At 74.3% G+C, this 23932-nt stretch carries 18 protein-coding genes; 10 read left to right on the forward strand and 8 right to left on the reverse strand.

The window, feature by feature from the left end; translation table 11 throughout:
• Positions 1–215: 215 nt before the first annotated feature.
• Entirely contained in the window at positions 216–959 is a 744-nt protein-coding gene (locus H7X46_RS16580; RefSeq protein ID WP_186360266.1) for a tyrosine-protein phosphatase, read from the forward strand.
• Between the two features lie 101 nt (positions 960–1060).
• Here H7X46_RS16580 and H7X46_RS16585 read toward each other — a convergent pair whose 3' ends face one another.
• From H7X46_RS16585 to H7X46_RS16595, 3 genes are all read right to left on the reverse strand, one after another.
• Positions 1061–3574, reverse strand: a complete 2514-nt coding sequence (locus H7X46_RS16585) for a Tex family protein (RefSeq protein ID WP_186360267.1) — start codon at positions 3572–3574, stop codon at positions 1061–1063.
• 54 nt (positions 3575–3628) lie between these two features.
• Positions 3629–4168 carry a DUF4334 domain-containing protein gene (locus H7X46_RS16590; protein WP_370588808.1) on the reverse strand — a complete coding sequence of 180 codons (540 nt, stop codon included), beginning with the start codon at positions 4166–4168 and terminating at the stop codon, positions 3629–3631.
• A 110-nt stretch (positions 4169–4278) separates the two neighbouring features.
• The gene (locus H7X46_RS16595) at positions 4279–6753 is read right to left on the reverse strand and encodes an FAD-dependent oxidoreductase (RefSeq protein ID WP_186360269.1); all 2475 of its coding nucleotides are present in this window, start codon (positions 6751–6753) and stop codon (positions 4279–4281) included.
• Between the two features lie 340 nt (positions 6754–7093).
• Here H7X46_RS16595 and H7X46_RS16600 point away from each other — a divergent pair, with 340 nt between their 5' ends.
• On the forward strand, positions 7094–8503 hold the full coding sequence (locus H7X46_RS16600) for a serine/threonine-protein kinase (protein ID WP_186360270.1): 1410 nt from the start codon (positions 7094–7096) through the stop codon (positions 8501–8503).
• Positions 8504–8528: 25 nt separating this feature from the next.
• Here the strand turns inward: H7X46_RS16600 and H7X46_RS16605 are convergent, their stop codons facing one another.
• A complete protein-coding gene (locus H7X46_RS16605; protein ID WP_186360271.1) occupies positions 8529–9821 on the reverse strand; it encodes an MFS transporter in 1293 nt (430 codons plus the stop codon).
• A gap of 69 nt (positions 9822–9890) precedes the next feature.
• Here H7X46_RS16605 and H7X46_RS16610 point away from each other — a divergent pair, with 69 nt between their 5' ends.
• Both H7X46_RS16610 and H7X46_RS16615 read left to right on the forward strand, forming a co-directional pair.
• Positions 9891–10655, forward strand: a complete 765-nt coding sequence (locus H7X46_RS16610; RefSeq protein WP_186360272.1) for an enoyl-CoA hydratase/isomerase family protein — start codon at positions 9891–9893, stop codon at positions 10653–10655.
• 10 nt (positions 10656–10665) lie between these two features.
• Complete coding sequence (locus tag H7X46_RS16615) at positions 10666–11691, forward strand: DUF4185 domain-containing protein (RefSeq protein ID WP_186360273.1); 1026 nt, start codon at positions 10666–10668, stop codon at positions 11689–11691.
• On the opposite strand, the gene H7X46_RS16620 is transcribed toward H7X46_RS16615, so the two are convergent.
• Positions 11678–12877 (reverse strand): cysteine desulfurase-like protein, encoded by a 1200-nt coding sequence (locus H7X46_RS16620; protein ID WP_186360274.1) that lies wholly within the window; start codon positions 12875–12877, stop codon positions 11678–11680. The genes H7X46_RS16615 and H7X46_RS16620 overlap by 14 nt on opposite strands.
• A gap of 96 nt (positions 12878–12973) precedes the next feature.
• On the opposite strand from H7X46_RS16620, the gene H7X46_RS16625 reads away from it, so the two are divergent.
• Positions 12974–14260: an Ig-like domain-containing protein gene (locus H7X46_RS16625; RefSeq protein ID WP_186360275.1), complete on the forward strand. Its 1287-nt coding sequence runs from the start codon at positions 12974–12976 to the stop codon at positions 14258–14260.
• Here the strand turns inward: H7X46_RS16625 and H7X46_RS16630 are convergent.
• The gene (locus tag H7X46_RS16630; RefSeq protein ID WP_255426150.1) at positions 14253–15860 is read right to left on the reverse strand and encodes an AMP-binding protein; all 1608 of its coding nucleotides are present in this window, start codon (positions 15858–15860) and stop codon (positions 14253–14255) included. The genes H7X46_RS16625 and H7X46_RS16630 overlap by 8 nt on opposite strands.
• A 154-nt stretch (positions 15861–16014) precedes the next feature.
• Here H7X46_RS16630 and H7X46_RS16635 point away from each other — a divergent pair, with 154 nt between their 5' ends.
• A complete protein-coding gene (locus H7X46_RS16635; protein WP_186360276.1) occupies positions 16015–17301 on the forward strand; it encodes an acyl-CoA dehydrogenase family protein in 1287 nt (428 codons plus the stop codon).
• A 12-nt stretch (positions 17302–17313) separates the two neighbouring features.
• Here H7X46_RS16635 and H7X46_RS16640 read toward each other — a convergent pair whose 3' ends face one another.
• Entirely contained in the window at positions 17314–18081 is a 768-nt protein-coding gene (locus H7X46_RS16640; protein WP_370588809.1) for an enoyl-CoA hydratase-related protein, read from the reverse strand.
• A gap of 51 nt (positions 18082–18132) precedes the next feature.
• Between H7X46_RS16640 and H7X46_RS16645 the strand changes: the two genes are divergently transcribed.
• From H7X46_RS16645 to H7X46_RS16660, 4 genes are all read left to right on the forward strand, one after another.
• Positions 18133–19263 (forward strand): MBL fold metallo-hydrolase, encoded by a 1131-nt coding sequence (locus H7X46_RS16645; protein WP_370588810.1) that lies wholly within the window; start codon positions 18133–18135, stop codon positions 19261–19263.
• A gap of 265 nt (positions 19264–19528) precedes the next feature.
• On the forward strand, positions 19529–19876 hold the full coding sequence (locus H7X46_RS16650; RefSeq protein WP_186360278.1) for an Lsr2 family protein: 348 nt from the start codon (positions 19529–19531) through the stop codon (positions 19874–19876).
• 163 nt (positions 19877–20039) lie between these two features.
• Positions 20040–21575 carry an acyl-CoA synthetase gene (locus tag H7X46_RS16655; protein WP_186360279.1) on the forward strand — a complete coding sequence of 512 codons (1536 nt, stop codon included), beginning with the start codon at positions 20040–20042 and terminating at the stop codon, positions 21573–21575.
• Between the two features lie 497 nt (positions 21576–22072).
• Positions 22073–22708: an MOSC domain-containing protein gene (locus H7X46_RS16660; protein ID WP_186360280.1), complete on the forward strand. Its 636-nt coding sequence runs from the start codon at positions 22073–22075 to the stop codon at positions 22706–22708.
• Positions 22709–22777: 69 nt separating this feature from the next.
• On the opposite strand, the gene trpS is transcribed toward H7X46_RS16660, so the two are convergent.
• The gene (trpS, locus tag H7X46_RS16665) at positions 22778–23818 is read right to left on the reverse strand and encodes a tryptophan--tRNA ligase (RefSeq protein WP_186360281.1); all 1041 of its coding nucleotides are present in this window, start codon (positions 23816–23818) and stop codon (positions 22778–22780) included.
• Positions 23819–23932: the final 114 nt, after the last annotated feature.

Consider the following 23932-nt stretch of genomic DNA (forward strand, 5'->3'; position numbering starts at 1 on the left):
GCCCGCCAGGCCCGCGCTCGGCCACTCTCGGGTGTGCCGGTGAACCCAGACCTCTCGGGGCTCGCGGCCGCGCATCCTTCAGCTGCGGCCGCCGGATGTCCATTCTTCCACGTCCGAACCGGACGCGTCCCCCGGGGCCGACGTGATCGAGGCCACCGATGCCCCTGGTCACGCGGCTCGGGCGGCGGAGCCGGTGATCGCGGGACCCTGTTCGGGTGACCGCTCACGTCCTTCCCACCGCGACCGGACGTCCGGCGAACCTGCGTGACCTCGGCGGTGCCCGCACCGACGACGGGTACCGGGTCCGCCCCGGGGTGCTCTACCGGTCGGACGCCCCGCAGCCGGGCGACCTCCGCGCCGTGGCCGGGCTCGGCCTCCCGGAGGGATCCGTGTGGCCGCCCGCGACCGTGATCGACCTCCGCTCCCCGGCCGAGGTACGTGGCGTACACCCGCTCGCCGACGTCGCCGACGTCCGCCCGGTCCCGCTCGGCACCGCGCCGGCCCCGGACCGGATGACCGCCGCACCCGGCGGGCGGGACGGCCGGGCCCGGGCCTACCGGCTGCTCGCCGCCGGGATCGGTCCCGAGCTGGCCAGGATCGTGCGGATCGTCGCCGACGCGCCCGCACCGGTGCTCGTGCACGGTGCCGCGGGCAAGGACCGCACCGGGCTGGTCGTCGGCGTGCTGCTCGCCGCCCTGGGCGTGCCCCGCGCGGCGATCCTCGCCGACTACCTGCGCACCAACGGGAACCTGACGACGCTGTGGGCGCGGCTGCGGCAATGGGGCCGGCCCGGACAGGATGCGCTGCCGGGTGTCGACGCGGCCGCGCTGGAGCCGGTTCTGGAGGACCTCGCCGCCCACGACGACGGGGTGCCGGGCCTGCTCGGCGATGCCGGGATCACCGAATGCGACCTGCGCCGCCTCGCCGAGCGGCTGCTGGAGCCCGACCTGCCGGCCTGAGCCCGAGGCCCGTGGCCGGTGTCGACGTGCCACGAGCGGACCCTTCGTGGCACTCCTTCCCACGAAGGACCCGCTCGTGACGAGGCAGGCGCCCGCCCGGCTCAGCCCTTGCCGAACCCGGCGCGGCGCAGGGCCTCGGCCATCGCGTCGTTGGCCGGGCCGGACCGGCGGTCGTCGCGCGGGCCGCCCTTCTGCCCGCCCCGGCCGCCGCCGGAGCCACCCTGAGCGCCACCCGAGCCGCGGCCTCGGTCGCCGCCCTTCCCGCGGCCACCGCCGCGGCCCCGGTCACCGCCGCCGCGCGGGCCGCCCTCCCGCGGGCCGGCCCCGTCGCGCCGGCCACCCCGCTCGCCGCCCGTGCGCTCGCCGCCGTCACCGCGCCCGGCGCCACGCCCGCCGCCGCGCTGCGCGTCCGCGCCCGGCTCGTCGTCGAGGCGCAGGGTCAGCGAGATCCGCTTGCGGGCCTCGTCGACGTCGAGCACCTTGACCTTGACGACGTCCCCGGACTTGACGACGTCCCGCGGGTCGGACACGAAGTCCTTGCTCATCGCCGAGACGTGGACCAGGCCGTCCTGGTGCACGCCGACGTCGACGAACGCGCCGAACGCGGCCACGTTCGTCACCACGCCCTCCAGCAGCATCCCCGGACGCAGGTCGGAGATCTTGTGCACGCCCTCGGCGAACGTGGCCGTGCGGAACGCCGGTCGCGGGTCCCGGCCCGGTTTCTCGAGCTCGGCGAGGATGTCGCTGACGGTCGGGAGGCCGACGGTCTCGGTGACGTAGTCCTTCGGCTTGATCTGGTGCAGCCGCGCCGCGTTGCCCATCAGCGCGGACACGTCGAGCTTGGTGCGCTCCACCATCTTCCGGACGACCGGGTAGGACTCCGGGTGCACGCCGGTGACGTCCAGGGGTTCGTCGCCGCCGCGGATCCGCAGGAAGCCGGCACACTGCTCGAACGCCTTCGGCCCGAGCCGGGGCACCTCGGCCAGCGCGGTACGGGAGCGGAAGGGCCCGTTCGCGTCCCGGTGCGCGACGATCGCGCCGGCGAGCGACTCGGAGATCCCCGACACCCGGCGCAGCAGCGGCGCCGAGGCGGAGTTCAGGTCGACGCCGACGGCGTTCACGCAGTCCTCGACGACCGAGTCCAGCGAGCGCGACAGTCCCGACTCGGGCAGGTCGTGCTGGTACTGGCCGACGCCGATCGACTTCGGGTCGATCTTGACGAGCTCGGCGAGCGGGTCCTGCAGCCGGCGGGCAATGGAGACGGCACCGCGCAGCGACACGTCCAGGTCCGGCAGCTCGGCCGAGGCGTACGCCGACGCGGAGTACACCGACGCCCCGGCCTCGGACACCATCACCTTGGTCAGCTTCAGGCCCGGGTTCTGCTTGATCAGCTCGCCGGCGAGCGCGTCGGTCTCCCGGGACGCGGTGCCGTTGCCGATCGCCACCAGCTCGACGGAGTGCTTGGCGCACAGCGTCGCGAGCGTCTTCAGCGCGCCGGTCCTGTCGTTGCGCGGCTCGTGCGGGTGGATCACCGCCGTGTCGACGACCTTGCCGGTCGCGTCGACGACGGCCACCTTGACCCCCGTGCGCAGCCCCGGGTCGAGGCCGATGGTGGCCCGCGTGCCGGCCGGGGCGGCGAGCAGCAGGTCGCGCAGGTTCGCCGCGAACACCCCGATCGCGGCCTCCTCGGCGGCGGTGCGCAGCCGGACCCGGATGTCGATGCTGAGCGCGGTGACCAGGCGGGTCCGCCAGGCCCAGCGGACGACCCCGAGCAGCCAGGCGTCGGCCGGGCGGCCCCGGTCGGCGATGCCGTACTCGGCGGCGATCGCGCGCTCGTACGGGTTCGGGTCCTCGTCGCCGGACCCGGGGTCGAGGCTGACGTCGAGCGCCTCCTCGGACTCGCCGCGGAAGGCGGCGAGGATCCGGTGCGAGGGCAGCGTCGTGAACTTCTCGGCGAACTCGAAGTAGTCGGAGAACTTGGCCGCGGCCGGGTCGTCCTCCTTGCCCGCCCGGACCGTCGTGACCAGCCGGCCGTGCGCCCACATGCGTTCGCGCAGGCCACCGACCAGGTCGGCGTTCTCCCCGATCCGCTCGACGAGGATCGCCCGGGCACCCTCCAGCGCGGCGCCGGCGTCGGCGACCTGGTCGGTGACGTAGCCCGACGCCGTCTCGTGCGGGTCCAGGCTCGGGTCGGCGAGCAGCGCGTCGGCGAGCGGCTCCAGGCCCTGCTCGCGGGCGATCATCGCCTTGGTGCGGCGCTTGGGCTTGTAGGGCAGGTAGATGTCCTCGAGCCGGGCCTTCGACTCGGCGGCCCAGATCCGGGCCTCGAGGGCCTCGTCGAGCTTGCCCTGCTGGCGGATCGAGTCGAGCACCGTCGCCCGGCGCTCCTCGAGCTCACGCAGGTAGCGCAGCCGCTCCTCGAGGGTGCGGAGCTGGGCGTCGTCCAGCCCGCCGGTGGCCTCCTTGCGGTAGCGGGCCACGAACGGGACCGTCGAGCCCTCGTCCAGCAGGGCCACCGCGGCCCCGACCTGGTCCGGCCGGGCGCCGAGCTCGTCGGCGATGCGCTGGTTGATGGAGCGGTGCTGCCGGGTGTCCGGGGGTGCCGTGCCTGTCACCCGACCATCGTCGCGAACCGGGTCCGGCAGGCGACCGCCGGGTGGGTGGTCCGCTCACTCGCGCCGCAGGACGAACGCGAACGGCCGGTCGAGGCCGCGCAGGTCCATGAGCCCGAGGACGGTGTCGTCGTCGACCTTCCGGAAGACGTCGTGGATGGGCCGGTCGTCGTAGCACATGGTGGCGCTGACGACGCCGCGGTGCTCGGTCATCCGCAGCCGCGCCTTCGGAGAGCGGGTGCCGAGCGCGGGCCCCAGCGCCCGCGCGGCCCGGGCGAGGGCGGGACGGCGCAGCACGGCCGGGTGGTGCAGCAGCAGCGGCAGCGGGACCAGTGCCGGGTCGAGGCTGAACGTCCCGCCGCGCGGGCGGTCCATGACCAGCGGGTGGACGTCGTCGGGCGAGTCGAACCGCTTGCCGTGCCAGCCGAAGCGGCCCAGCAGGCCGTCCATCGGGTGGCCGGTGGGGACCTCGCCGCCGGCCCACCGGCCGAGCATCTCCTCGACCGTCACGGCCGGCAACCCGTCGAAGAACGCCAGCACCTCCTCGACCGTGGCCCCGTGTTCGAGGCGGTGGAGGGTGGCGGCAGCAGCGGACACGGTGGCTTCCTCCCGACGGCGGTGGTGCGCGGCGGAGGTTACCGCCGCGACGACGGCACGGCCGGTCACCGGTGTCGGCCGGGCCGGCGGTTGCCGCCGCCGCGCGGGGCTCAGCCGGTCGCCGGCGTCGGCGCGGGCCGCAGCGCGCCCGCGACGACCTGCGCGGTGAGCCGGCGGCCGGCGAGCTCGACCGCGACCCGGGTGCCGGGCAGCGCCCGCGCGGTCGGCAGCCACGCATGCGCGATCGACGTCCCGGTCGTGTACCCGGTGGCGGCCCGGGTGACCCGGCCGATCACGCCCGGCGGGCCGGGCTCCAGGTCCTCGACCGGGACCGGGTCGCGGCCGAACCGGCGGGCCTCCGGGAGGTCGTACACCGGTTCCTGACCGGACAGCACGGCCCCGGGGTGGTCGAGGACGAGCGTCGCGAGGGTCTCGGCCGGCACGCCGGTCCGCCGGGCGGTGTGCACGGCGGCGCGCCCGACGAACGGGCCCTTCCCCATGTCGACGGCGTGCCCGAGGCCGGTGGCGTCCGGGCCGTGCTCCGGGGTGATGTCCACGCCGGCGGCGAGGTGGCCCTCCTCCATGCGCAGCGACTCGAGCGCGAGCAGCCCGGCGGCGACGAGCCCGTGCCGGGCCCCCGCGGCGTGCACGGTGTCCCAGAGCCTTTCGGCGTCGGCGGCGGCGCAGACCAGCTCCCAGCCGGGCTCACCGGCGGCGGCAACCCGCAGCCCGGTGACCGGCACCCCGCCGACGTGGAACTCGGCGGCCCGCCACGGCGCCAGGTCCAGCAGGTCCGCGGGGACCAGCCCGGTGAGGATCTCGCGCACCTGCGGGCCTCGGAGGCCGAGGCAGGCGGTCGTCGCGGTGACGTCGGTGAGCTCGACGCCGGCGCGGCCGTAGCGGCGCATCCGGGCGACGTCGAGCCGGTCGGCGACGGCGACGAGGAAGCGCTCGGCGCCGAGCCGGGTGACGGTGAGGTCGGTGCGGACACCGCCGTCGGCGTCCAGCATCAGGGTGGGCACGACGTCGCCGACCGGCCGGTCGACGTCGCCGGTGACCAGGCGCTGCAGGAACTCGGCGGCGTGCGGCCCGGCGACCTCGACCCGCCGCGTCGGCGACAGGTCGAACATCCCGGCCGCACGGCGCGCGACCAGGGCTTCGGCACCGGCCACCGGCGACCAGTCCCGGGCCGCCCGGCCCTCGCGCCGGCCGATCTCGCAGACCTCCGGCAGCGACGCGTTCGCCTCGAACCACAGCGGACGCTCGACGCCGCCCACCTCGGTGACCATCGCGCGGAGCTCGGCCTGGCGGGTGTGGAACGGCGACACCCGGCCGGAGCGGTGGACCACGTCACCGTCCCGGGCCCGGGCGGCGGCCGGCGCAGGCGGGTCGAACCGGTCGACGTGGGCGGCGGCGAGGTCGATCGGCTCCCCGCCGACCGCCGGACGCCCGGTGGTGATCCACTCGGCGAGTGCCTCGGCGACACCGGCCGAGTGCGCGATCCCGACGGCCTCGGCGGTCCAGAACCCGGCGAGGTCCGGGTGCTCGCCGAGCAGCGGCAGGCCGTCCGGGGTGCCGGCGACGAGACCGTTGACGCCGTCGGCGATCGTGGCGTTGCGGAGGACCGGCAGCAGCGCCGCGGCGGCCGCCCAGGACGGGGCGATGTCGTCGGGGCTGAACGGGTGCGCGGCGGGCGGGGCGGAGCCGGGATCGGGCGCGTCCAGGTCGCGCGGGTCCGCCGGACCGGCGCGATGGGCGTGCGTGCCGATGCCCAGCCGGTGGCCGTGCGCGCGGACGTGGAGGCCGGCCTCCGGGTGCCGCAGGATCGGCAGCGACGGCTCGGCGGCCCCGGACGCGGCCTCGAGCGCGTGGAGCAGCTCGAGGACCCCGAGCGGCCCGGTCCGCGCGTACCGGTGGGTCATCGGCAGCAGCGGGACCGCGACGCCGGCGAGGTCGCCGACCACCGGTCCCCACAGCCCGGCGCAGCAGATCACCAGGTCGGCGGGGAACCGGTCGTCCCCGCACCGGACGCCGGTCACCCGACCGCCCTGCTGCTCGATCGCGGTGACGGTCCGGTGGTCGAGGAACTGCGCGCCCCGCTCGACGGCCGCGCGGGCCTGCCGCCCGGCGGCGGTCACGGGCTCGACGGTGCCGTCGCCGGGGACGTGCAGGCCGCCGGCGATCCCCTCCCGGTCGAGCAGGGGGTGCAGGCCCGCGCACTCCGCCGGCCCCAGGATCCGGGACTCGATGCCGGCCGCCGCCGCCCGGCCGTGCCGCCGGTGCAGGTCGGTGAGCCGCTCCGGGGTGGTCGCGATCTCCAGCCCGCCGACCCGACGCAGGCAGGGCACGCCGTTCTCGGTCAGTGCCGCGTACGTGCGGGCGGTCGCGCTCGCGAGCCGGTTCATCGTCCGGCTGTCCGAGGCCTGGAAGAGCAGGCCGTCGGCGGTCGAGCCCCCGGTCCGGAACAGCGGCCCCTTCTCGAGGACGGTCACGCACCCGTGGCCGCGCCGGGTCAGCTCGTCGGCCAGCGCGCAGCCGACGACGCCGGCGCCGATGATCACGATGCGGGGTGTGGTGGTCGCCATGGCCGATCTCCTGCGGTGCGAATCCGAGTGCTCGGGCGAGCAGCTGTCCGAATCCGTCGTCGCGCACCGTTCGACTCCCCGGGATGCGGGGGGTCTACACACGGAGGTGAGTCGGCGGCCACCATCGATCCGACCGCGTGTGTTGCCTAATACGCAACGTCGAGGTACTGACAGCAACACGGTGCAGCGCGGGGAGCCCGCCTGTCAAGCGCAGGACCGGCGCCCGCCCGCCACCACCGACGACGCGCCGCGCTCCGCCCCGCCGCGCGCGCCGGGTAACGGTCCGGCTGCGGGGCGCGATCATCGAGCGGGCGACCGACGCCCGGAACGTGAGGGGACGATGACGACCGGCGAGCGGCTCGGCGACTACCGGCTGGACGGCCTCCTGGGACGTGGCGGGATGGGAGAGGTCCACCGGGCCGTCGACACCCGCCGGGCACGCCCGGTCGCGCTGAAGGTGTTGCGTGCCGATCTTGCGGGAGACCGCGAGTTCCGGGAGCGCTTCCGGCGCGAGGCGGGCGCGACCGCAGGCCTGCAGAGCCCGCACATCGTCCCGATCCACGACTTCGGGGAGATCGACGGCCGGCTGTTCATCGACATGCGGCTCATCCACGGCATCGGGCTCGACACCGCCCTCGCCCACGGGCCCCTTCCCGCGGCCCGCGCCGTCGGGATCGTCGGCCAGGTCGCCGAAGGTCTCGGAGACGCGCACGGGCACGGCGTGCTGCACCGCGACGTCAAACCGTCGAACATCCTGCTGACGCCCTCGGACTTCGTGTACCTGGTCGACTTCGGGATCGCCCACGTGGCCCACGGCACCGAGCCGGCTCTCACCGCGACCGGGATGACGATCGGGACCTGGGCCTACATGGCCCCGGAGCGGTTCGACGCCGGACCGGTCGACCCGCGCTCGGACGTCTACTCGCTCGCCTGCGTGCTGTCCGAGTGCCTGCTGGGGCGGCGGCCGTTCGACGGCACCGGTCCCGCGTCGCTGATGAAGGCCCACCTGGTCGCGGAGCCGCCGCGGCCCTCGCGGGATCGCCCCGGCCTGCCCGCCGCGCTCGACGACGTCGTCGCGCGGGGCATGGCGAAGGACCCGGCCGAGCGGTTCGGTTCCGCTCGCGAGCTCGCCGCGGCGGCGGCCGCCGCCCTGTCGGCCCCGACGCACACCCGGCCGGTGACGGCCCGGCCCGCGCCGACCGCCGTCGCCCCTGCTCCCCCACCGGTCCGGCCCCGGCGGAGCCGCACGCCGCTGCTCGTGGGCGCCGGCGCGGTGGCGCTCGTGCTCGCTGCGGTCGCCGGGCTCCTCCTCGGTCGCCTGAGCACCCAGCCCCCGCCGGCCGAAGCCGCAGGCCCCGCAGTCACCGCACCTCCCACCCCGTCGACGGCGCCGACGCCCACACCGGCCGTCCGGAGGCCCGAGCCGTCGTCCGCGACCCTCCCGGTCCTCGGTGCGGGGAAGTCGTCCAGGTACACGTACACGATCGACGCCAACTACCCGGTGCACCTGATCTACACCGACGCCGCCGGCGACCGGATCACCGCCGGGGAGACCCCCGCTCCGTGGACGCTCGCCTTCGACACCTCCGCCTGGGGCGACGATGCCCGCCCGTCCCTCTCGGCGTTCACGATGTCGTCACGCGGGGACACCTACGTCGAGTGCACGATCACCGACGCCGACGGGCGGGTGGTCGCCCACCAGCGCAAGGAGACCGCACATGCCACCGTCATGTGCATGAGCTTCGGCTGATCGCGGTCCGGTCGAGGGCGGGTGCTCAGCGCAGGACCGAGTCCTTCGTCTCCGGCAGCGTGAGCACCGCGACGAATGCGATCACCGACCCGACGGCGACGTAGACGAAGAACAGGATCGCCAGCCCCGCCTGCTGCAGCGACTGCACGACCAGCGGCGCCGTGCCGCCGAACACGGCGACGGTCAGGTTGTACCAGGCCCCGATGCCCAGGCCCCGCAGCGACGTCGGGAACAGCTCGCTCATGATCGCCGGCGCGATCGAGGTCATCATCGTGTAGAAGCCGAGGCCGACCGTGAACACCACGAGCATGTTCCAGAACCCGGGCCCGATGAGGAACGACAGCGGCACGATCAGCAGCGCCGTGGCCGCCGACCAGATCAGCAGCTGCGGCTTGCGCCCGAAGCGGTCGGCCGCGGCGCCCATCGGGTACTGCAGCAGCACGAAGATCGCCGTCGCGATCGACAGCGCGAGGAACACCTCGGTCGCGTCCGCGCCGCGGGACTTCGTCGCGAACGGGGTGAGCGCGGAGAAGAAGGTGTAGTAGCAGAGCGTGGAGAGCAGCGTGAAGCCGACGAGCTGCCCCACCGCCCTCGGGTGCTCGCGCAGGGTCAGCAGCAGCGGGTTCTTGATCTTGGCGGCGGCGTCCTTGTTCTCCTCGAACTGCTCGGTCTCGGCCATCTGCCGGCGCATCCACATCCCGATGAGGCCGAGCGCGCCGCCGATGAGGAACGGGATCCGCCAGCCCCAGGACGCCAGCTGCTCCTCGGTGAGCGTCGCGGCCAGCACGAAGCCCAGCACGGAGGCGATCAGCACCGCCGAACCGGTCGAGATGTAGAAGAACGACGAGTACCGGCCGCGGCGCTCCGGCGGCGCGATCTCGGCCAGGTAGGCCGACGCGTTCGACACCTCGCCGCCGAGCGACATGCCCTGCGCGATCCGGGCCAGCAGCAACAGCACCGGCGCGAGCCAGCCGACCATCGCGAAGGTCGGCAGCAGCCCGATGACGACCGAGCCGCCCGCCATGAGCAGGATCGTCACCAGCATCGCGGTCCGGCGGCCGTGCAGGTCGGCGAACCGGCCGAGCAGGAAGCCGCCGAGCGGGCGGAAGAAGAACGCCAGCGCGTAGGTGGCCAGCGTCGAGATGAGGGCGAGCGCCTCGTTCTCCGGCGGGAAGATCTGCGTCGCGAAGTAGATCGAGAACGTCGCGTAGATCGTCCAGTCGTACCACTCGACGGCGTTGCCGATCGACGCCGCGACCAGCGTCCGCACCGGCAGCCGGTGACGCTGGGCAGATCCTGTGGCCGGATTGCGAGACACGGTTACCCCCTACGTGTGACCGGACGGTCGGCGAAGAGTAACGGAGATCATCCGTGAGATCCTCCCGCCATGCCACTCGACGACGTTCGCCCGACCGGCCTCCCCCGCGTCCACGACGACGGCGGCGTCCGCACCATCACGCTCGACCGCCCGGAACAGGCGAACGCGCTCCGACTCGAGGACGCCGACGCGATCGCCGCCGCGGTCCGCGACGCGGGCGCGGAGACCCGGGTGATCGTCCTGACCGGTGCCGGGGACCGGGCGTTCGGCGCCGGGATGCACCTCGACGTGTTCCGCGAGGCCGCACCGGAGGACGGGCGGGCGATCATCTCCCGGCTGGCGGAGTGCCTGCGGGCGGTCCGGACCGCGCCCGTCCCCACGATCGCCCGGCTCAACGGCGTCTGCATCGGGGCGGCGTTCGAGCTGGCGCTGGCCTGCGACGTCCGGGTCGCGCACGCCGGGGTGCGGGTCGGGCTGCCCGAGGTCAAGCTCGGCATCCCGTCGGTGGTCGACGCCGCCCTGCTTCCCCGGCTCCTGGGGCCGAAGGCGTACGAGGTGATCCTCACCGGCGACCTGTACCCGCTCCCCGAGCTGGGCGCCGACCGGCTGGTGAACCGGCTCGTCGCCACCCCGGACGAGCTCGACGCCGCCGTCGCCGACCTGGCGGCGCGGCTGGCGGCGCCGACCCCCGAGGTGCTCGCCGCGCAGAAGGGCCTGTTCGAGACCTGGCGCAACCGGGGCATCGCCGACGCCGTCGACGCCAGCGTCGACGTGTTCGCCGAGGTCTTCGCGCTGCCCGCCACCCGGGACGCGATCGGCCGCTACCGGTCGTAGGGTCCCCCGCATGGCCGTCACGACGAAGATCGCCGACCTGACCGGCCCGGGCCTCACCGACCGCTTCGGGATCGGCGGGACCGACCTGGGGATCGTCACGACCGCCCCGGACGGGCGCCTGGTCGCCGTCTTCGGGGACACGTTCGACCGGGCCGGGGTCGGCGGCCCCGGCTGGCGGTCACCGGTGGTGCTGTTCGCCGACCCGCAGGGTTTCCGGTCGGGCCTGCGCTGGACCGGGTCCGGCGGCGACACCGCCGACTACGCCTGCCGGCTCGTCGCCAAACCGAAGATCAACTGGCTCCGCCCGCACCAGCGGGTCAGCACGATCCTGCCCGCCGACGTGATCACCCTCGGCGACACGATGTACCTGCACGTGATGGCCAACAAGGGTCTCGGGAACGTGCTGTGGAGCGAGCTGCTCGCCTCCCGCGACAGCGGCGTGACCTGGCAGCGCACCGGCTGCCGCTGGCCCGGCGACCACCACGACGGCCTCTTCCAGCAGCTGACCTGGTACCTCGAGGACGACGGGTACGTCTACGCCTACACGACCGGCTTCCAGCGCCGGGACGGCCTGCTGCTGCACCGGGTCCCCGCGGACCGGATCACCGACCCGGCCGCCTGGGAGCCGTGGGGGTTCGCCGGCGAGCGCTGGGGCTGGGGCAACCCGCCGACCCTGACGATCCCGGGCGCGTTCGGGGAGCTCAACCTGCGGCGGGTGCCCGGCCCGGACGGTCGCGAGCACCGCCTCCTCACCTTCTTCGACGCCGGCAACTACCGCATCGACGCGATGCTGCTCGACGCGCCGAACGCCGACCTGCACCGGGCGCCGCGCACCACACTGCTGCACGGCTGCGGGTGGGACGACGAGGACCACCGCTCCGGGCGGGTCGCGCAGCTCTACGGCGGCTACGTCGTCCCCGGCTCGACGCTGGACGACCTGCACCTGGTGGTCAGCCAGTGGAACACCGCGACGAACTGGCCGTACCGGTCGATGCAGTTCCGGTCGGACGCCTCCGAGCTGCTCACCCGCCGGTGAAGCCGGACATCGCGTCCAGCAGCCGGTCGACGTCGTCGCCGTCGGTGTAGCAGGCCAGCCCGATCCGCAGCGCCCCGGTGTCGCCGAGCCCGAGCCGCCGCGAGCACTCCAGGGCGTAGAACGACGAGGCGGGCGCCGCGATCCGCCGCTCCGCCAGGTACCGGCAGGCCTCGGCCGGGTCGCGGCCGTCCACGGTCACCAGCAGGGTCGGCGTGCGGATCGCGGCCCGGGACCGGACGGTCACGCCGGGCAGCCCGGCCAGGTGGGACTCGATCCGGTGCCGCAGCGGCTCCTCGTGGGCCTGCACCGCCGCCAGCGCCGCCCGCAACCGGGCCCGCCGGCCGCCGGCCACGTCGTGGGCGAGCGAGGCGAGGAAGTCGACGGCGGCGGTGGTCCCGGCCAGCAGCTCGTAGGGCAGGGTGCCGAGCTCGAACCGTTCCGGGACCGCGTCGGTGGACGGCAGCAGCTTCGCCGGGTGCAGCGTCTCCAGCAGCGCGGGGTCGGCGGCGAGCACCCCGCAGTGCGGGCCGAGGAACTTGTACGGCGAGCAGGCGTAGAAGTCGGCGCCCAGCTCCGCGACGTCGACCGGCGCGTGCGCGGTGAGGTGCACGCCGTCGACCATCAGCAGCGCGCCCGCGTCGTGTACCTGCGCGGCGATCGAGGACAGGTCCGGGCGGGTACCGACCAGGTTGGACGCGCCGGTCACCGCGACCAGGCGGGTCCGGTCGTTCAGCAGCGGGGCGACGTCGCCGAGCTCGGTGGTGTCCGGGTCGAAGTCCAGCCATCGCACCGTCGCCCCCACGGCCTCCGCCGCGATCACCCACGGCCGGATGTTGGCGTCGTGGTCGAGCCGGGTGACGACGACCTCGTCCCCCGGCGACCAGGTCGCGGCCAGGGTGCGGGCGAGGTCGAAGGTCAGCGCGGTCATGCTGCGGCCGAACACGATCCCGCGCGGGTCGGCGCCGAGCAGGTCGGCCACCGCCGCCCGGGCGTCGAGGACGATCCGGTCGGCCGCCCGCTCCCCGCTGGTGATCGTCCCGCGGTTCGCCAGCGGTGAGGTCAGGGCACCGGCGACCGCCCCGGCCACCGAGTCCGGCACCTGCGATCCGCCGGGGCCGTCGAAGTGCGCGATCCCGGAACGCAGCGCCGGGAACCGGCGGCGGACGGCGGCGACGTCGTAGCTCATGGGCCGAGCCTCGCATCCGCTCACGCAGAGTGCAGTGACCGAACGGTGACGTGTCGGTGTCCCCGTGTGGGTGATCGACCAGGAATGATCGTCACCATGTCGAGGCCCTGGGAGCGCTCGCGCGGCCGGCACACGCCCGGCCGGCGACGCCGCTCGCTGCACCGCCGCACGCTCGGCCGGCTGGCCGTGCTGCTGGTCGTGCTGGCCGCCCTGGTGGCGGGGGGTACCGCGGCGGTCGCCGACGCCCGCATCGGGGACACGATCGCGCGCAACCTCGCCGGGGCCGTCGACCGGTTCACGCCCCGCCCGGCCCCACCGCCGGTCGCCCCGGTCCTGACGACGGCCCCGCGGCCCGGCCCGCCGGTGAGCCCCGGCGACCCGGCGACCGTCGAGGTCAACACCGGCCGGCTGGAGGGGGTCACGCTGACCGGCGACGACGGCCCGGTCCCCGGCACGCCGTCCCCCGACGGCCGGGCCTGGACCACGACCGCCCCGCTGGACTTCGACACCACCTACCGCTGGAGCGGTACCTGGGTGCTCGACGAACGGACCCGCCGCCCGCTGGCCGCGGACCCGTTCACCACCGTCGACCCCGCGGACACGATCGAGGCGAGCATGAACGTCCGCGACGGCGCCGAGGTCGGCGTCGGCGCCCCGGTCGCGATCCGCTTCCCGGCGAACCTGTCCGACGCGGCGAAGGCCACCGTCGAGAAGGCGCTCACGGTGGAGACGTCGCGGCCGGTCGAGGGCGCCTGGGCGTGGCTGCCCGACGACGCCGAGGGCTCCCGCGTGCACTACCGGCCGAAGGAGTACTGGCCGTCCGGCACGCGGGTCCGGGTGCACGGCGCGCTGCGCGGGCTCGACCTGGGCGACGCCGGCTGGGTCACCGAGGACATCGACCGCACGTTCACCGTCGGCACCCGCCGGATCGTGAAGGCGGACACCCGGAGCCACCAGATCGCCGTCGTCGAGAACGGGAAGGAGGTGGCCCGCTACGACGCGTCCTACGGCCTGGAGTCCGACCCGAACCGGGTGACCCGCTCGGGCGTGCACGTGGTGATGAACAAGGCCGAGAAGGTCCTCATGACCAACGAGGCCTACGGCTACGTCGACCAGCCGCAGTACTGGGCGGTCCGGATCTCCAACAACGGCGAGTACATCCACGCGAACCCGGCGTCGGCGTACGCCCAGGGCAGCCGGAACGTCAGCCACGGCTGCATCAACCTGTCCACGAAGGACGCCAAGCGGTTCTTCGCGACGGTGCGGTTCGGCGACCCGGTCGAGGTGACCGGCAGCTCGCAGCCGCTCACCCGGCAGGACGGCGACTACTACGACTGGACCGTCCCGTGGGACGAGTGGACGGCGATGAGCGCCCTCACCTGATCCGGCGTTCCTGCCCCTTCCAGGCCTCGGCGCGCAGCACGAACTTCTGGATCTTGCCCGTGGAGGTCTTCGGCAGCTCGGTGAAGGTCACCTTCTTCGGTGCCTTGAACCGGGCGAGCCGGTCCCGCACGTGCGCGACGATGTCGTCCTCGGTCGCCGTCGCGCCCGCGCGCAGGGTGACGTAGGCGGCGGGCACCTCGCCCCAGTGCTCGTCCGGGACGGCGATCACCGCGACCTCCAGGACGGCCGGGTGGTCGGCGATCGCCTGCTCGACCTCGACGCTCGCGATGTTCTCGCCACCCGAGACGATCACGTCCTTGGAGCGGTCGCGGAGCTCGACGTAGCCGTCGGGATGCAGGACGCCGATGTCGCCGGTCCGGAACCAGCCGTCCGGCACGGCGTCCCGGGTGGCCTGCTCGTCGTCCAGGTAGCCCAGCATGACGTTGTTGCCGCGCAACGCGATCTGCCCGGTGGTGACGCCGTCGGCCGGCACGTCGTCACCGTCCTCGGTGATCACCCGGACCGTGCAGGAGATCATGTTCCCGACGCCCTGACGGGCCTTCATCCGGGCCTGCGCCTCGCCGCCCAGGTCGTTCCACTCCGGACGCCAGTCGCAGATCATCGCCGGCCCGAACGTCTCGGTGAGCCCGTAGAGGTGGGTGACCTCGAACCCGAGCTCGGCCATCCGGCGCAGGATCGCCGGGCTCGGCGGCGCACCCCCGGTCGCCACGCGCACCGGCGTCGCGACCGGGGCCGCCTGCGGCGCGTGGGCGATCATCGACAGGACGGTGGGCGCCCCGTTGAGGTGGGTGACACCGTGGTCGCGGATCAGCTCCCAGATCCGCGCCGGCTCGACCGCCGGCAGGCACACGTGCGTGGCCGCGGCGGCGGTCACCGCCCACGGGAAGCACCAGCCGTTGCAGTGGAACATGGGCAGCGTCCAGAGGTGCACCGACGACGGCGTCAGCCCGGTGTGCCCCACCATCGCCAGGGCCTGCAGGTAGGCGCCGCGGTGGTGGTACATGACGCCCTTGGGCTTCCCGGTCGTCCCGGACGTGTAGTTGATCGAGAGCAGGGCACGCTCGTCGTCCGGGGTGACGGCCGTCGGCTCGCCCCAGCTGATGAGACGCTCGTAGTCGTCACCCACCCGGACGTCCTGCGGCGGCGCGTCCAGCCGGCCGAGGGCGTCGGCGACCAGCTCGTCGAACGCCGGGTCGTGGACCAGCACCGACGCGCCCGAGTGCGCCAGGATGTAGGCGATCTCCCCCGCGGACAGCCGGGTGTTGATCGCGACGAGCGGCACGCCGGACCACGGCACGGCGAACGTGGCCTCCAGCCCGACGTGCGTGTTCGGGACCAGCACGGCCACCGGCCGCCCGGAGTGGATGGCGGCGAGCCCGCCGGCGAGCGCGTGGCACCGCTCGTGCAGCTCGGTGTAGGTGTACCGCAGGTCCCCGTCGACGACGGCGATCCGGTCGCCGTGCGCCGCCGCGGCCCGGTCCAGGAACGCGGTCGGCGTCAGCGGCTCGTACGACAGCGAGGTCAGGTCCGCGGGCACACCGGCGGGGTGCGGGCTGGGGGGAACGCCGCCGTCGGTCATGGGTCGCAGCCTCCCCGCGCGCGGCGGCCCGCGCAACGGCCCCGCCCCGCACGGGTCCGGTGCACACCGCACGGCGTGGGAGTGCGCCGCGCGAGCGCGGACGAGGGGTTAGGTTCGCAGTGGCAACGAACGCGCGACGGAGGGCGGCTCGACGATGGCATGGGACTTCAGCACCGACCCGGGTTTCGAGAAGAAGCTCGCGTGGATGCGCGAGTTCGTCCGCGACGAGATCATCCCGCTGGAGACCCTGGACCTCGACCGGGAGACGTTCGCCCGGATCACCGCCCCGCTCAAGGAACGGGTGCGGGAGCAGGGCCTGTGGGCGGCGCACCTGCCCCCGGAGCTCGGTGGCGGCGGGTTCGGCCAGGTCGCGCTCGGGCTGATGCACGAGATCCTCGGCCGGTGCCGCTACGCCCCGGGGATCTTCGGGAACCAGGCGCCCGACTCGGGCAACGCCGAGCTGCTGGCCATCGGCGGGTCCGAGGAGCAGAAGGACCGCTGGATGCACCCGCTGCTGCGCGGCGAGCTGCGGTCGTGCTTCTCGATGACCGAGCCGGGCGCCGGCGCGGACCCGACGATGCTCACCACCCGCGCCGTCCGGGACGGCGACGAGTACGTGATCAACGGTCACAAGTGGTTCTCGTCGAACGCCACCGGCTCGGACTTCCTGATCGTCATGGCGGTCACCGACCCGGACGCGCCGCCGTACCAGCGGGCGTCGATGATCATCGTGCCGACGGACACGCCGGGCGTCGACGTCGCGCGGGACATCCCGGTGATGGACCACCCCGAGGTCGGCGGGGAGATCTACGGCGGGCACGCCGAGGTGTTCTACCGCGACGTGCGGGTGCCGGCCGGGAACCTCGTCGGCAACGAGGGCGACGGCTTCCGGCTGGCCCAGCAGCGGCTCGGACCGGGCCGGATCCACCACGCCATGCGCTGGCTCGGCCAGTCGCAGCGGGCCTTCGACATGATGTGCGAGCGCGCGGTGAGCCGGACGGCGAGCGGCTCCCGGCTGGCCGACAAGCAGATGGTCCAGGACATGATCGCGACGTCGGCGGCGGAGATGCAGGCGGCGCGGCTGCTCACCCTGCACGCGGCCTGGACGATGGACCAGGTCGGCGCCTCGAACGCCCGCGTCGAGATCGGGATGATCAAGTACTGGGGCGCGCGGGTGCTGCACGACGTGATCGACCGGGCGATCCAGGTGCACGGCTCGCTGGGCTTCTCCGGGGACCTGCCGCTGGAGCAGATGTACCGGGCGGCCCGGGCCGCGCGGATCTACGACGGCCCGGACGAGGTGCACAAGGAGTCCGTGGCCCGCCGGATCCTGCGCGGCTACGCACCGGTGGAGGTGCCGACCGAGCACGTCCCCACCCGCACCGAGGCGGCCCGGAAGAAGTTCGCCGGGTACCTGGAGGCCGCGACCGCCGACGCCTGAACGGCCGCGAGGTCAGCGGCCGGTCCAGTGCGGGGCGCGCTTCTCCAGGAACGCCGCGATCCCCTCGGCCCGGTCCGCCGACCGGTCGATCGCGGCGGACGCGATCTCGGTCGCCGCCCAGCCCCGCTCGTCCGGCTCGGACACCACGCGCTCCAGCGCGCGCAGCGACACCGAGACGGCGAGCGGGGAGTTCGCGCACACCTGCTGCGCGAGCTCCAGGGCGGCGGCCTCGGCCCGGCCGGGCTCGACCAGCTCGTTCACCAGCCCCAGCTGGTGCGCCCGCGCCGCGTCGAGCGGCTGGCCGGTCACGAGCAGCTGCTTGGCCACGTTCAGCGGCAGCGGTCGCGGCGTGCGGAACAGCGCCCCGCAGTTCGCGACGAGCCCGCGGGCGACCTCGGGCAGCCCGAACCGCGCCGTCGACGAGGCGACGACCATGTCACAGGCCAGCACGATCTCGAACCCGCCGCCGTAGGCGACCCCCTCGACGGCGGCGATCAGCGGGCGGCGCCGGTCCCGCCGGACGACGCCGTAGTTCCCGCCCCGCGGGGTCGGGCCGCCGGAACCGGCGGCCAGGTCGGTCCCGGCACTGAACGCGGCGGCGTCGCCGGCGAGCACCCCGCACCAGAGGTCCGGGTCGTCGTCGAGCCGGTTCAGGGCCTCGTCCAGGGCCGCCGTCATCGCCGCGTCCACCGCGTTGCGCTTCTCGGGTCGCGTCATCCGCACCAGCAGCACGTTCCCGTGCTGTTCGGTCTCGATCCGCGCCTGCATAACCTCGGTCACGATCCGTAGCGTAAGTGGGAGCCGCGCGTCGGCGTTCGTACTGTGGACATCGTGTCCCGCACGACCCGCGCCGCCGGCACCGCGGCCGCCCTCGCCCCGGTCCTCGCCCTCACCGGCCTCGGCCTGCACGTCCGCCGCAACATGGGCGCCCGGCACGGCGAGCTGCGCCGGCTCGCGGCGACCTCCCCGAACGCGATCGACGGCATCTTCGCCAACACCGAGCCCGGGCTGCCCCGGGCCAAGGCGTCGATCAAGATGCTGCTCAACATGCTGCGCAGCCGCTCGACCGAGGGCGTCCCGCCCGGCCCGGTCCCGCTGGGCCACCCGGAGCTCCCCGCCGTGCCGGCCGGCCTCGCCGTGACCTGGCTGGGGCACGCGAGCACCCTGCTGGAGGTGGACGGCCGGCGGGTGCTCGTCGACCCGGTGTGGTCCGAGTACGCCTCCCCGGTCCCGTTCCTCGGGCCGCGCCGGCTGCACCCGCCGGTCGCGCCGCTGTCCGCGCTGCGCGACGTCGAGATCGTCCTGCTCAGCCACGACCACTACGACCACCTCGACCGGCCGACGATCATCCGGCTGGCCCGCAGCACGTCCGCGGTGTTCGTCGGCCCGCTCGGTGTCGGCGCGCACCTGCGCGCCTGGGGGGTGCCGGCGCACCGGATCGTCGAGCGGGACTGGGACGGCGTCGTCCACGCCTGCGGGCTGGTCCTGACCTGCCTGGAGACCCGGCACTTCTCCGGGCGCGGGATCCGCCGTAACACCACCCAGTGGGCGGCCTGGAAGGTCGCCGGGCCGGAGCACGCCGTCTACGTCGGCGGGGACACCGGGCCCACCCGGGTGCACGCCCGTACCGGGGCCGCGCACGGCCCGTTCGACCTGACGCTGCTGCCCGTCGGGGCCTACGCCGAGCTGTGGCCGGACATCCACGCCGACCCCGAGCAGGCGGTCACCGCCCACCGTGACCTCGGCGGGCGGGTGATGCTGCCGGTCCACTGGGCCACGTTCAACCTCGGGTTCCACCCCTGGGACGAGCCCGTCGAGCGCGCCCGCAAGGCCGCGGCCGCCCAGGACGTCGTGCTCGCACTCCCCCGGCCCGGGCAGCGGGTCGACCTCACCGCGGTGCGGACGGCCGACGAGGCGCGCGCCGCCGTCCCGGCCGAGTCGTGGTGGCCCGCGCAACGCTGAGCAGCCGAATCGGCCCGGCCTGCGCCTTTCCGGCGATTCATGCCTGCGCCGGACGTCGTATCCACCGTTGTGGCCGGGCGCCGTGTCACGAGTCCGGAACCTTTTCTCCGACGGGTTCGACACGGCACAACGGCATCCCTTATCGTTCTGCCCGAAAACGGTTGGCCGGATGGTTCCGGGTCGTTCCGGGAGGGATACCGGGTGCGTGCCGGCGACGCCGATTCACCCACCCGGATGCTGAGTTCCCCCCGGAAGGAATGACGACGTGGCGCAGCAGACGACGATCATACTGGTCGACGACCTCGACGGCTCCGAGGCCGACGAGCAGGTCGAGTTCGCCGTCGACGGGCGCACCTACGAGATCGACCTTTCCGCCGAGAATGCCGCGCGCCTGCGTGATTCCCTCGCACCTTACGTGGCGGCGGCCCGCCGGGTCGGCGGTCGTCGCCGGGGCGCCCCGGCGGCGCCGGGCCCGTCCGGCGGATCGAGCGCGTCGGAACGTGCCGCGAACCGGGCCGTGCGCGAATGGGCGGTCGCCCAGGGCATGAAGATCTCCGAGCGGGGCCGTATCCCGTCGTCGGTTCTCGCCGCCTATCAGAACGCGCACGCGTAGCCGCAGCCGGGCCCCCGACGACACATGGCCGGTCACATCCGGGTGTCGCGAATCGGCGCGTGCGGTTCCGCGATCGGGAGATGGCAGGATCGTCCCCGACATTCCGTGCGCCCGGGCCCACCGGCCGGGGCCACGCGGGAGCCGCCGACGACGAGAGGCCCTGATGTACCCAGGCACGCACGCCGCGACCACCCCCGACAAGCCGGCCGTGATCATGGGCGGCTCGGGCGAGACCCTCACCTACGCCGAGCTGGAGGCGGGGTCGGCGCGGCTCGCGAACCACCTGCGTGCGGCCGGGCTGCAGCGGGGCGACGTCGTCGCGCTCGTGTCGGAGAACACCCCGCGCCTCTACGAGGTGTACTGGGCCGCGCAGCGGTCGGGCCTCTACGTCACCGCGGTGAACCACCACCTGTCGGCGCCGGAGGCGGCCTACATCGTGCGCGACTGCGGGGCGAAGGCGCTCGTCGTGTCCGCGGGGGTGGCCGGGCTGGCCGCCGCGATCGAGGACCACGTGGACGCGCCGGTCCGGCTCGCGTTCGGCGGCGAGATCCCCGGCGCGACGTCGTACACCGACTACGACGCCGCGATCGCCGACGTCCCGGCGGACCCGCCGGCCGACCAGCCGCGCGGCGCCGACATGCTCTACTCGTCGGGGACCACCGGCCGCCCGAAGGGGATCAAGCCCACGCTGCCGGACCGCCAGATCGACGAGCCGGGTGACACCTACGTGGATCTCTTCGGCCCGATGTACGGCTTCGACTCCGACACCGTCTACCTGTCCCCCGCACCGCTCTACCACGCCGCGCCGCTCCGGTTCACCGCCACGGTGCAGGCACTGGGCGGCACCGTCGTCGTCATGGAGCGGTTCGATCCCGAGCGGGCGCTCGCGCTGATCGACCGGTACTCGGTCACGCACTCGCAGTGGGTGCCGACGATGTTCGTGCGGATGCTCAAGCTGCCGGAGGACGTGCGGGCCTCCTACGACGTGTCCTCGCTGCAGGTGGCGATCCACGCCGCCGCGCCGTGCCCGGTCGAGGTCAAGCAGGCCATGATCGACTGGTGGGGCCCGATCCTCTACGAGTACTACTCCGCGACCGAGGCCATCGGCATGACCTTCATCGACACGCCGCGGTGGCTCGAGCGGCCGGGCTCGGTCGGTCAGGCGGTTCTCGGCACCATCCGGATCTGCGACGACGCCGGCACCGAGCTCGGCCCGGGCGAGGTCGGCACGGTCTACTTCGAGCGCGACGTGCGCCCGTTCGAGTACCACAACGACCCGGGCAAGACCCTCGCGGCGCAGCACCCCGAGCACGAGAACTGGACCACCACCGGCGACCTCGGCTACGTCGACGAGGACGGCTACCTGTACCTCACCGACCGCAAGGCCTTCATGATCATCTCGGGTGGGGTGAACATCTACCCGCAGGAGGTCGAGGACGCGCTGGCGCTGCACCCGAAGGTGCTCGACGTGGCCGTGATCGGCGTGCCGGACGAGGAGATGGGCGAGGCGGTCAAGGCCGTCGTCCAGCCCCCGGAGGGCGTCGAGACCGGCCCGGAGCTGGAACGCGAGCTGATCGACTTCGTGCGGGAGCGGATCGCGCACTACAAGGCGCCGTCGTCGGTGGACTTCACCGACTTCCTGCCCCGCACCCCCACGGGCAAGCTGGTCAAGCGGGAGCTGCGCGACCGCTACGTGTAGGTCGGCCGCCTCACCCGCGGCCGCCCGTAGCGCGACCGCGACCAGGCCGCGCCGGCGCCGTGCGGCACCGCCACCCCGAGGGCGACGAGGGACGGGGTGCCGAAGGCACCCGCGCCGGCCGGCGGGGCGCCGGGTCGAGCCCGGTCCGAGCGCCGCGACCGAGTCGATCAGCGCGAACCCGCCCCGCTGGGGGCGACACCGCGCAACCCGACCGCCCCGCCTGAGTCGATCAGCACGAACCCGCCCCAGACAGGACGACAACGCGCAACCCGAGCCCCACACCCAGATCGATCAGCACGCACGCGCCCCGCTCGGGGCGAGAACGCGCACCTCGAGCCCCACACACGAGTCGATCAGCACGGCGTCGCCCCGGACAGGGCGACAACGTGCAACCCGAGCGCCACGCCCGGATCGATCAGCACGATCCCGCCCCGGGCCCGGACGGTCCCCACCGAAACCGGTCGCCCACCACGACACGCGCGTTCTACGGTCCACGGGTGGATCTCCTCGAGTCCGTCAACGTCGGTACCGCGCGCCCCCTGCGCGCCAAGTCCGGTACGTCCGGCATCGACAAGCGCCCGGCGGCGGGGCCGGTCCGCGTCGACGTCCCCGGGACCGGGGCGAGCGGCCTGGTCGGCGACACGATCTGCGACACCCGGCATCACGGCGGCCCCGACCAGGCGGTCTACGCGTACGCCCGGGAGGACCTCGACGCCTTCGCCTCCGAGCTCGGCCCGGTGCGCGCCGGCTCCTTCGGGGAGAACCTCACCACCCGCGGCGTCGAGGTGACCGGCGCCGAGCTGGGCGAGCGCTGGCGGGTCGGCGACGCGTTGCTGCAGGTCACGGCGCCGCGGATCCCGTGCCGGACGTTCTCGTCCTGGCTGGGCCGCGCGGGCTGGGTGCGGACGTTCACCGCGGCCGGGCGCCCGGGTGCGTACCTGCGGGTCCTCGAACCGGGCGCGGTGCGCGCCGGTGACGAGGTGCGCGTCGAGCACCGGCCGGGACACGGCGTCACCGTCGGCGCCGCGTTCCACGCCCTGCTCCGTGAGCCCGGCCGGCTGCCCGAGCTGCTGGCCGCCGGGGACGACCTCCTCCCGGAGATCCGGGAGAAGATCATTCGCCGCGCCTCCTGACGGACGGCACCGCGCTGCTCCCCGCACCGAGCGAGGACGCCGTCGAGCGCATCAGCCGGTCTGCGCCGATCAGTACCGCATCCCCATCGCGTCCCGCACCTCGTCCAGTGTGGTGTCGGCGACGGCGTTCGCCGCCGCGTTGCCGCGGGCCAGCACGGACCGGACGAGGCCGGGCTCGCAGGCCAGCTCGGCGCGCCGGGCGCGGTGCGCCGCGAGGTGGGTGTTGACCGCCTCCGTCGTGATCTTCTTCAGTAGCCCGGCGCCGCCGTCGCCGATCTGCTCGGCGATCTCCACCGGGCTGCGGCCGGTGCACAGCGCGGCCGTCGACAGCAGGCCCGACACCCCGGGACGCGTGCCGGGATCGAAGCTGATCCGGCGTTCGGGGTCCGTGCGGGTGCGGCGGATCACCGCGGCCGTCTCGTCCGCGGTCATGCCGAGCGCGATCGCGTTGCCGTAGGACTTCGACATCTTGCGACCGTCGAGCCCGGGGATCTCCGGCGCGGCGGTGACCATCGGCTCGGGAACCCGGAAGATCGGTGCGTAGCGCTCGGCGAACCGCCGCGCGATCGTCCGGGTCAGCTCGACGTGCGGCAGGTTGTCCTTGCCCACCGGCACGAGATCGGCCTTGCAGAACAGGATGTCCGCGGCCTGGTGCACCGGGTAGGTGAGGAGCAGCCCGGACAGCGCACGCCCGGACGCGGCGAGCTCGGACTTCACGGTCGGGTTGCGGTGCAGCTCGGCCTCGGTCACCAGGGACAGGAACGGAAGCATCAGCTGGTTCAGCGCGGGAACGGCCGAGTGGGTGAAGATCGTCGTCCGGTCCGGGTCGAGACCGGCGGCGAGCAGGTCGAGCACCGCGCCGTGCACGTGCTCGCCCACCCGGTCCGCGGTCTCCCGATCGGTGATCACCTGGTAGTCGGCCACGATCACGAACACGTCGACGCCGGAGCGTTGCAGGCGGACGCGTTCGGCGATCGACCCCACCAGGTGCCCGAGGTGCAGCGGGCCGGTGGGCCGGTCCCCGGTCAGGACGCGGTGCGCGGCCGGGTCAGCGGCGATCTCCGCACGCAGGCCGGGCATGCGGTCGACGGTGGCGGCGAACGAGTTCATCGGTGGGTCTCCTCTGTAGTACGGACGAGCCGCACGAGGGACCGCGCTCGGACACCGGCGGGCTGCTCGTGCAGCCCGCGGACGTGCGTCTACCCGGCTGCGGTACGCAGCCAC

Source organism: Pseudonocardia sp. C8 (assembly GCF_014267175.1).
GTDB lineage: Bacteria > Actinomycetota > Actinomycetes > Mycobacteriales > Pseudonocardiaceae > Pseudonocardia.

Coding starts and splice junctions, on each gene's coding strand:
- H7X46_RS16595 (WP_186360269.1), bottom strand. CDS start 6,753: ATGGCGACCACCACACCCCGCATCGTGATCATCGGCGCCGGCGTCGTC.
- H7X46_RS16600 (WP_186360270.1), top strand. CDS start 7,094: ATGACGACCGGCGAGCGGCTCGGCGACTACCGGCTGGACGGCCTCCTG.
- H7X46_RS16610 (WP_186360272.1), top strand. CDS start 9,891: ATGCCACTCGACGACGTTCGCCCGACCGGCCTCCCCCGCGTCCACGAC.
- H7X46_RS16615 (WP_186360273.1), top strand. CDS start 10,666: ATGGCCGTCACGACGAAGATCGCCGACCTGACCGGCCCGGGCCTCACC.
- H7X46_RS16620 (WP_186360274.1), bottom strand. CDS start 12,877: ATGAGCTACGACGTCGCCGCCGTCCGCCGCCGGTTCCCGGCGCTGCGT.
- H7X46_RS16625 (WP_186360275.1), top strand. CDS start 12,974: ATGTCGAGGCCCTGGGAGCGCTCGCGCGGCCGGCACACGCCCGGCCGG.
- H7X46_RS16630 (WP_255426150.1), bottom strand. CDS start 15,860: ATGACCGACGGCGGCGTTCCCCCCAGCCCGCACCCCGCCGGTGTGCCC.
- H7X46_RS16635 (WP_186360276.1), top strand. CDS start 16,015: ATGGCATGGGACTTCAGCACCGACCCGGGTTTCGAGAAGAAGCTCGCG.
- H7X46_RS16655 (WP_186360279.1), top strand. CDS start 20,040: ATGTACCCAGGCACGCACGCCGCGACCACCCCCGACAAGCCGGCCGTG.
- trpS (WP_186360281.1), bottom strand. CDS start 23,818: ATGAACTCGTTCGCCGCCACCGTCGACCGCATGCCCGGCCTGCGTGCG.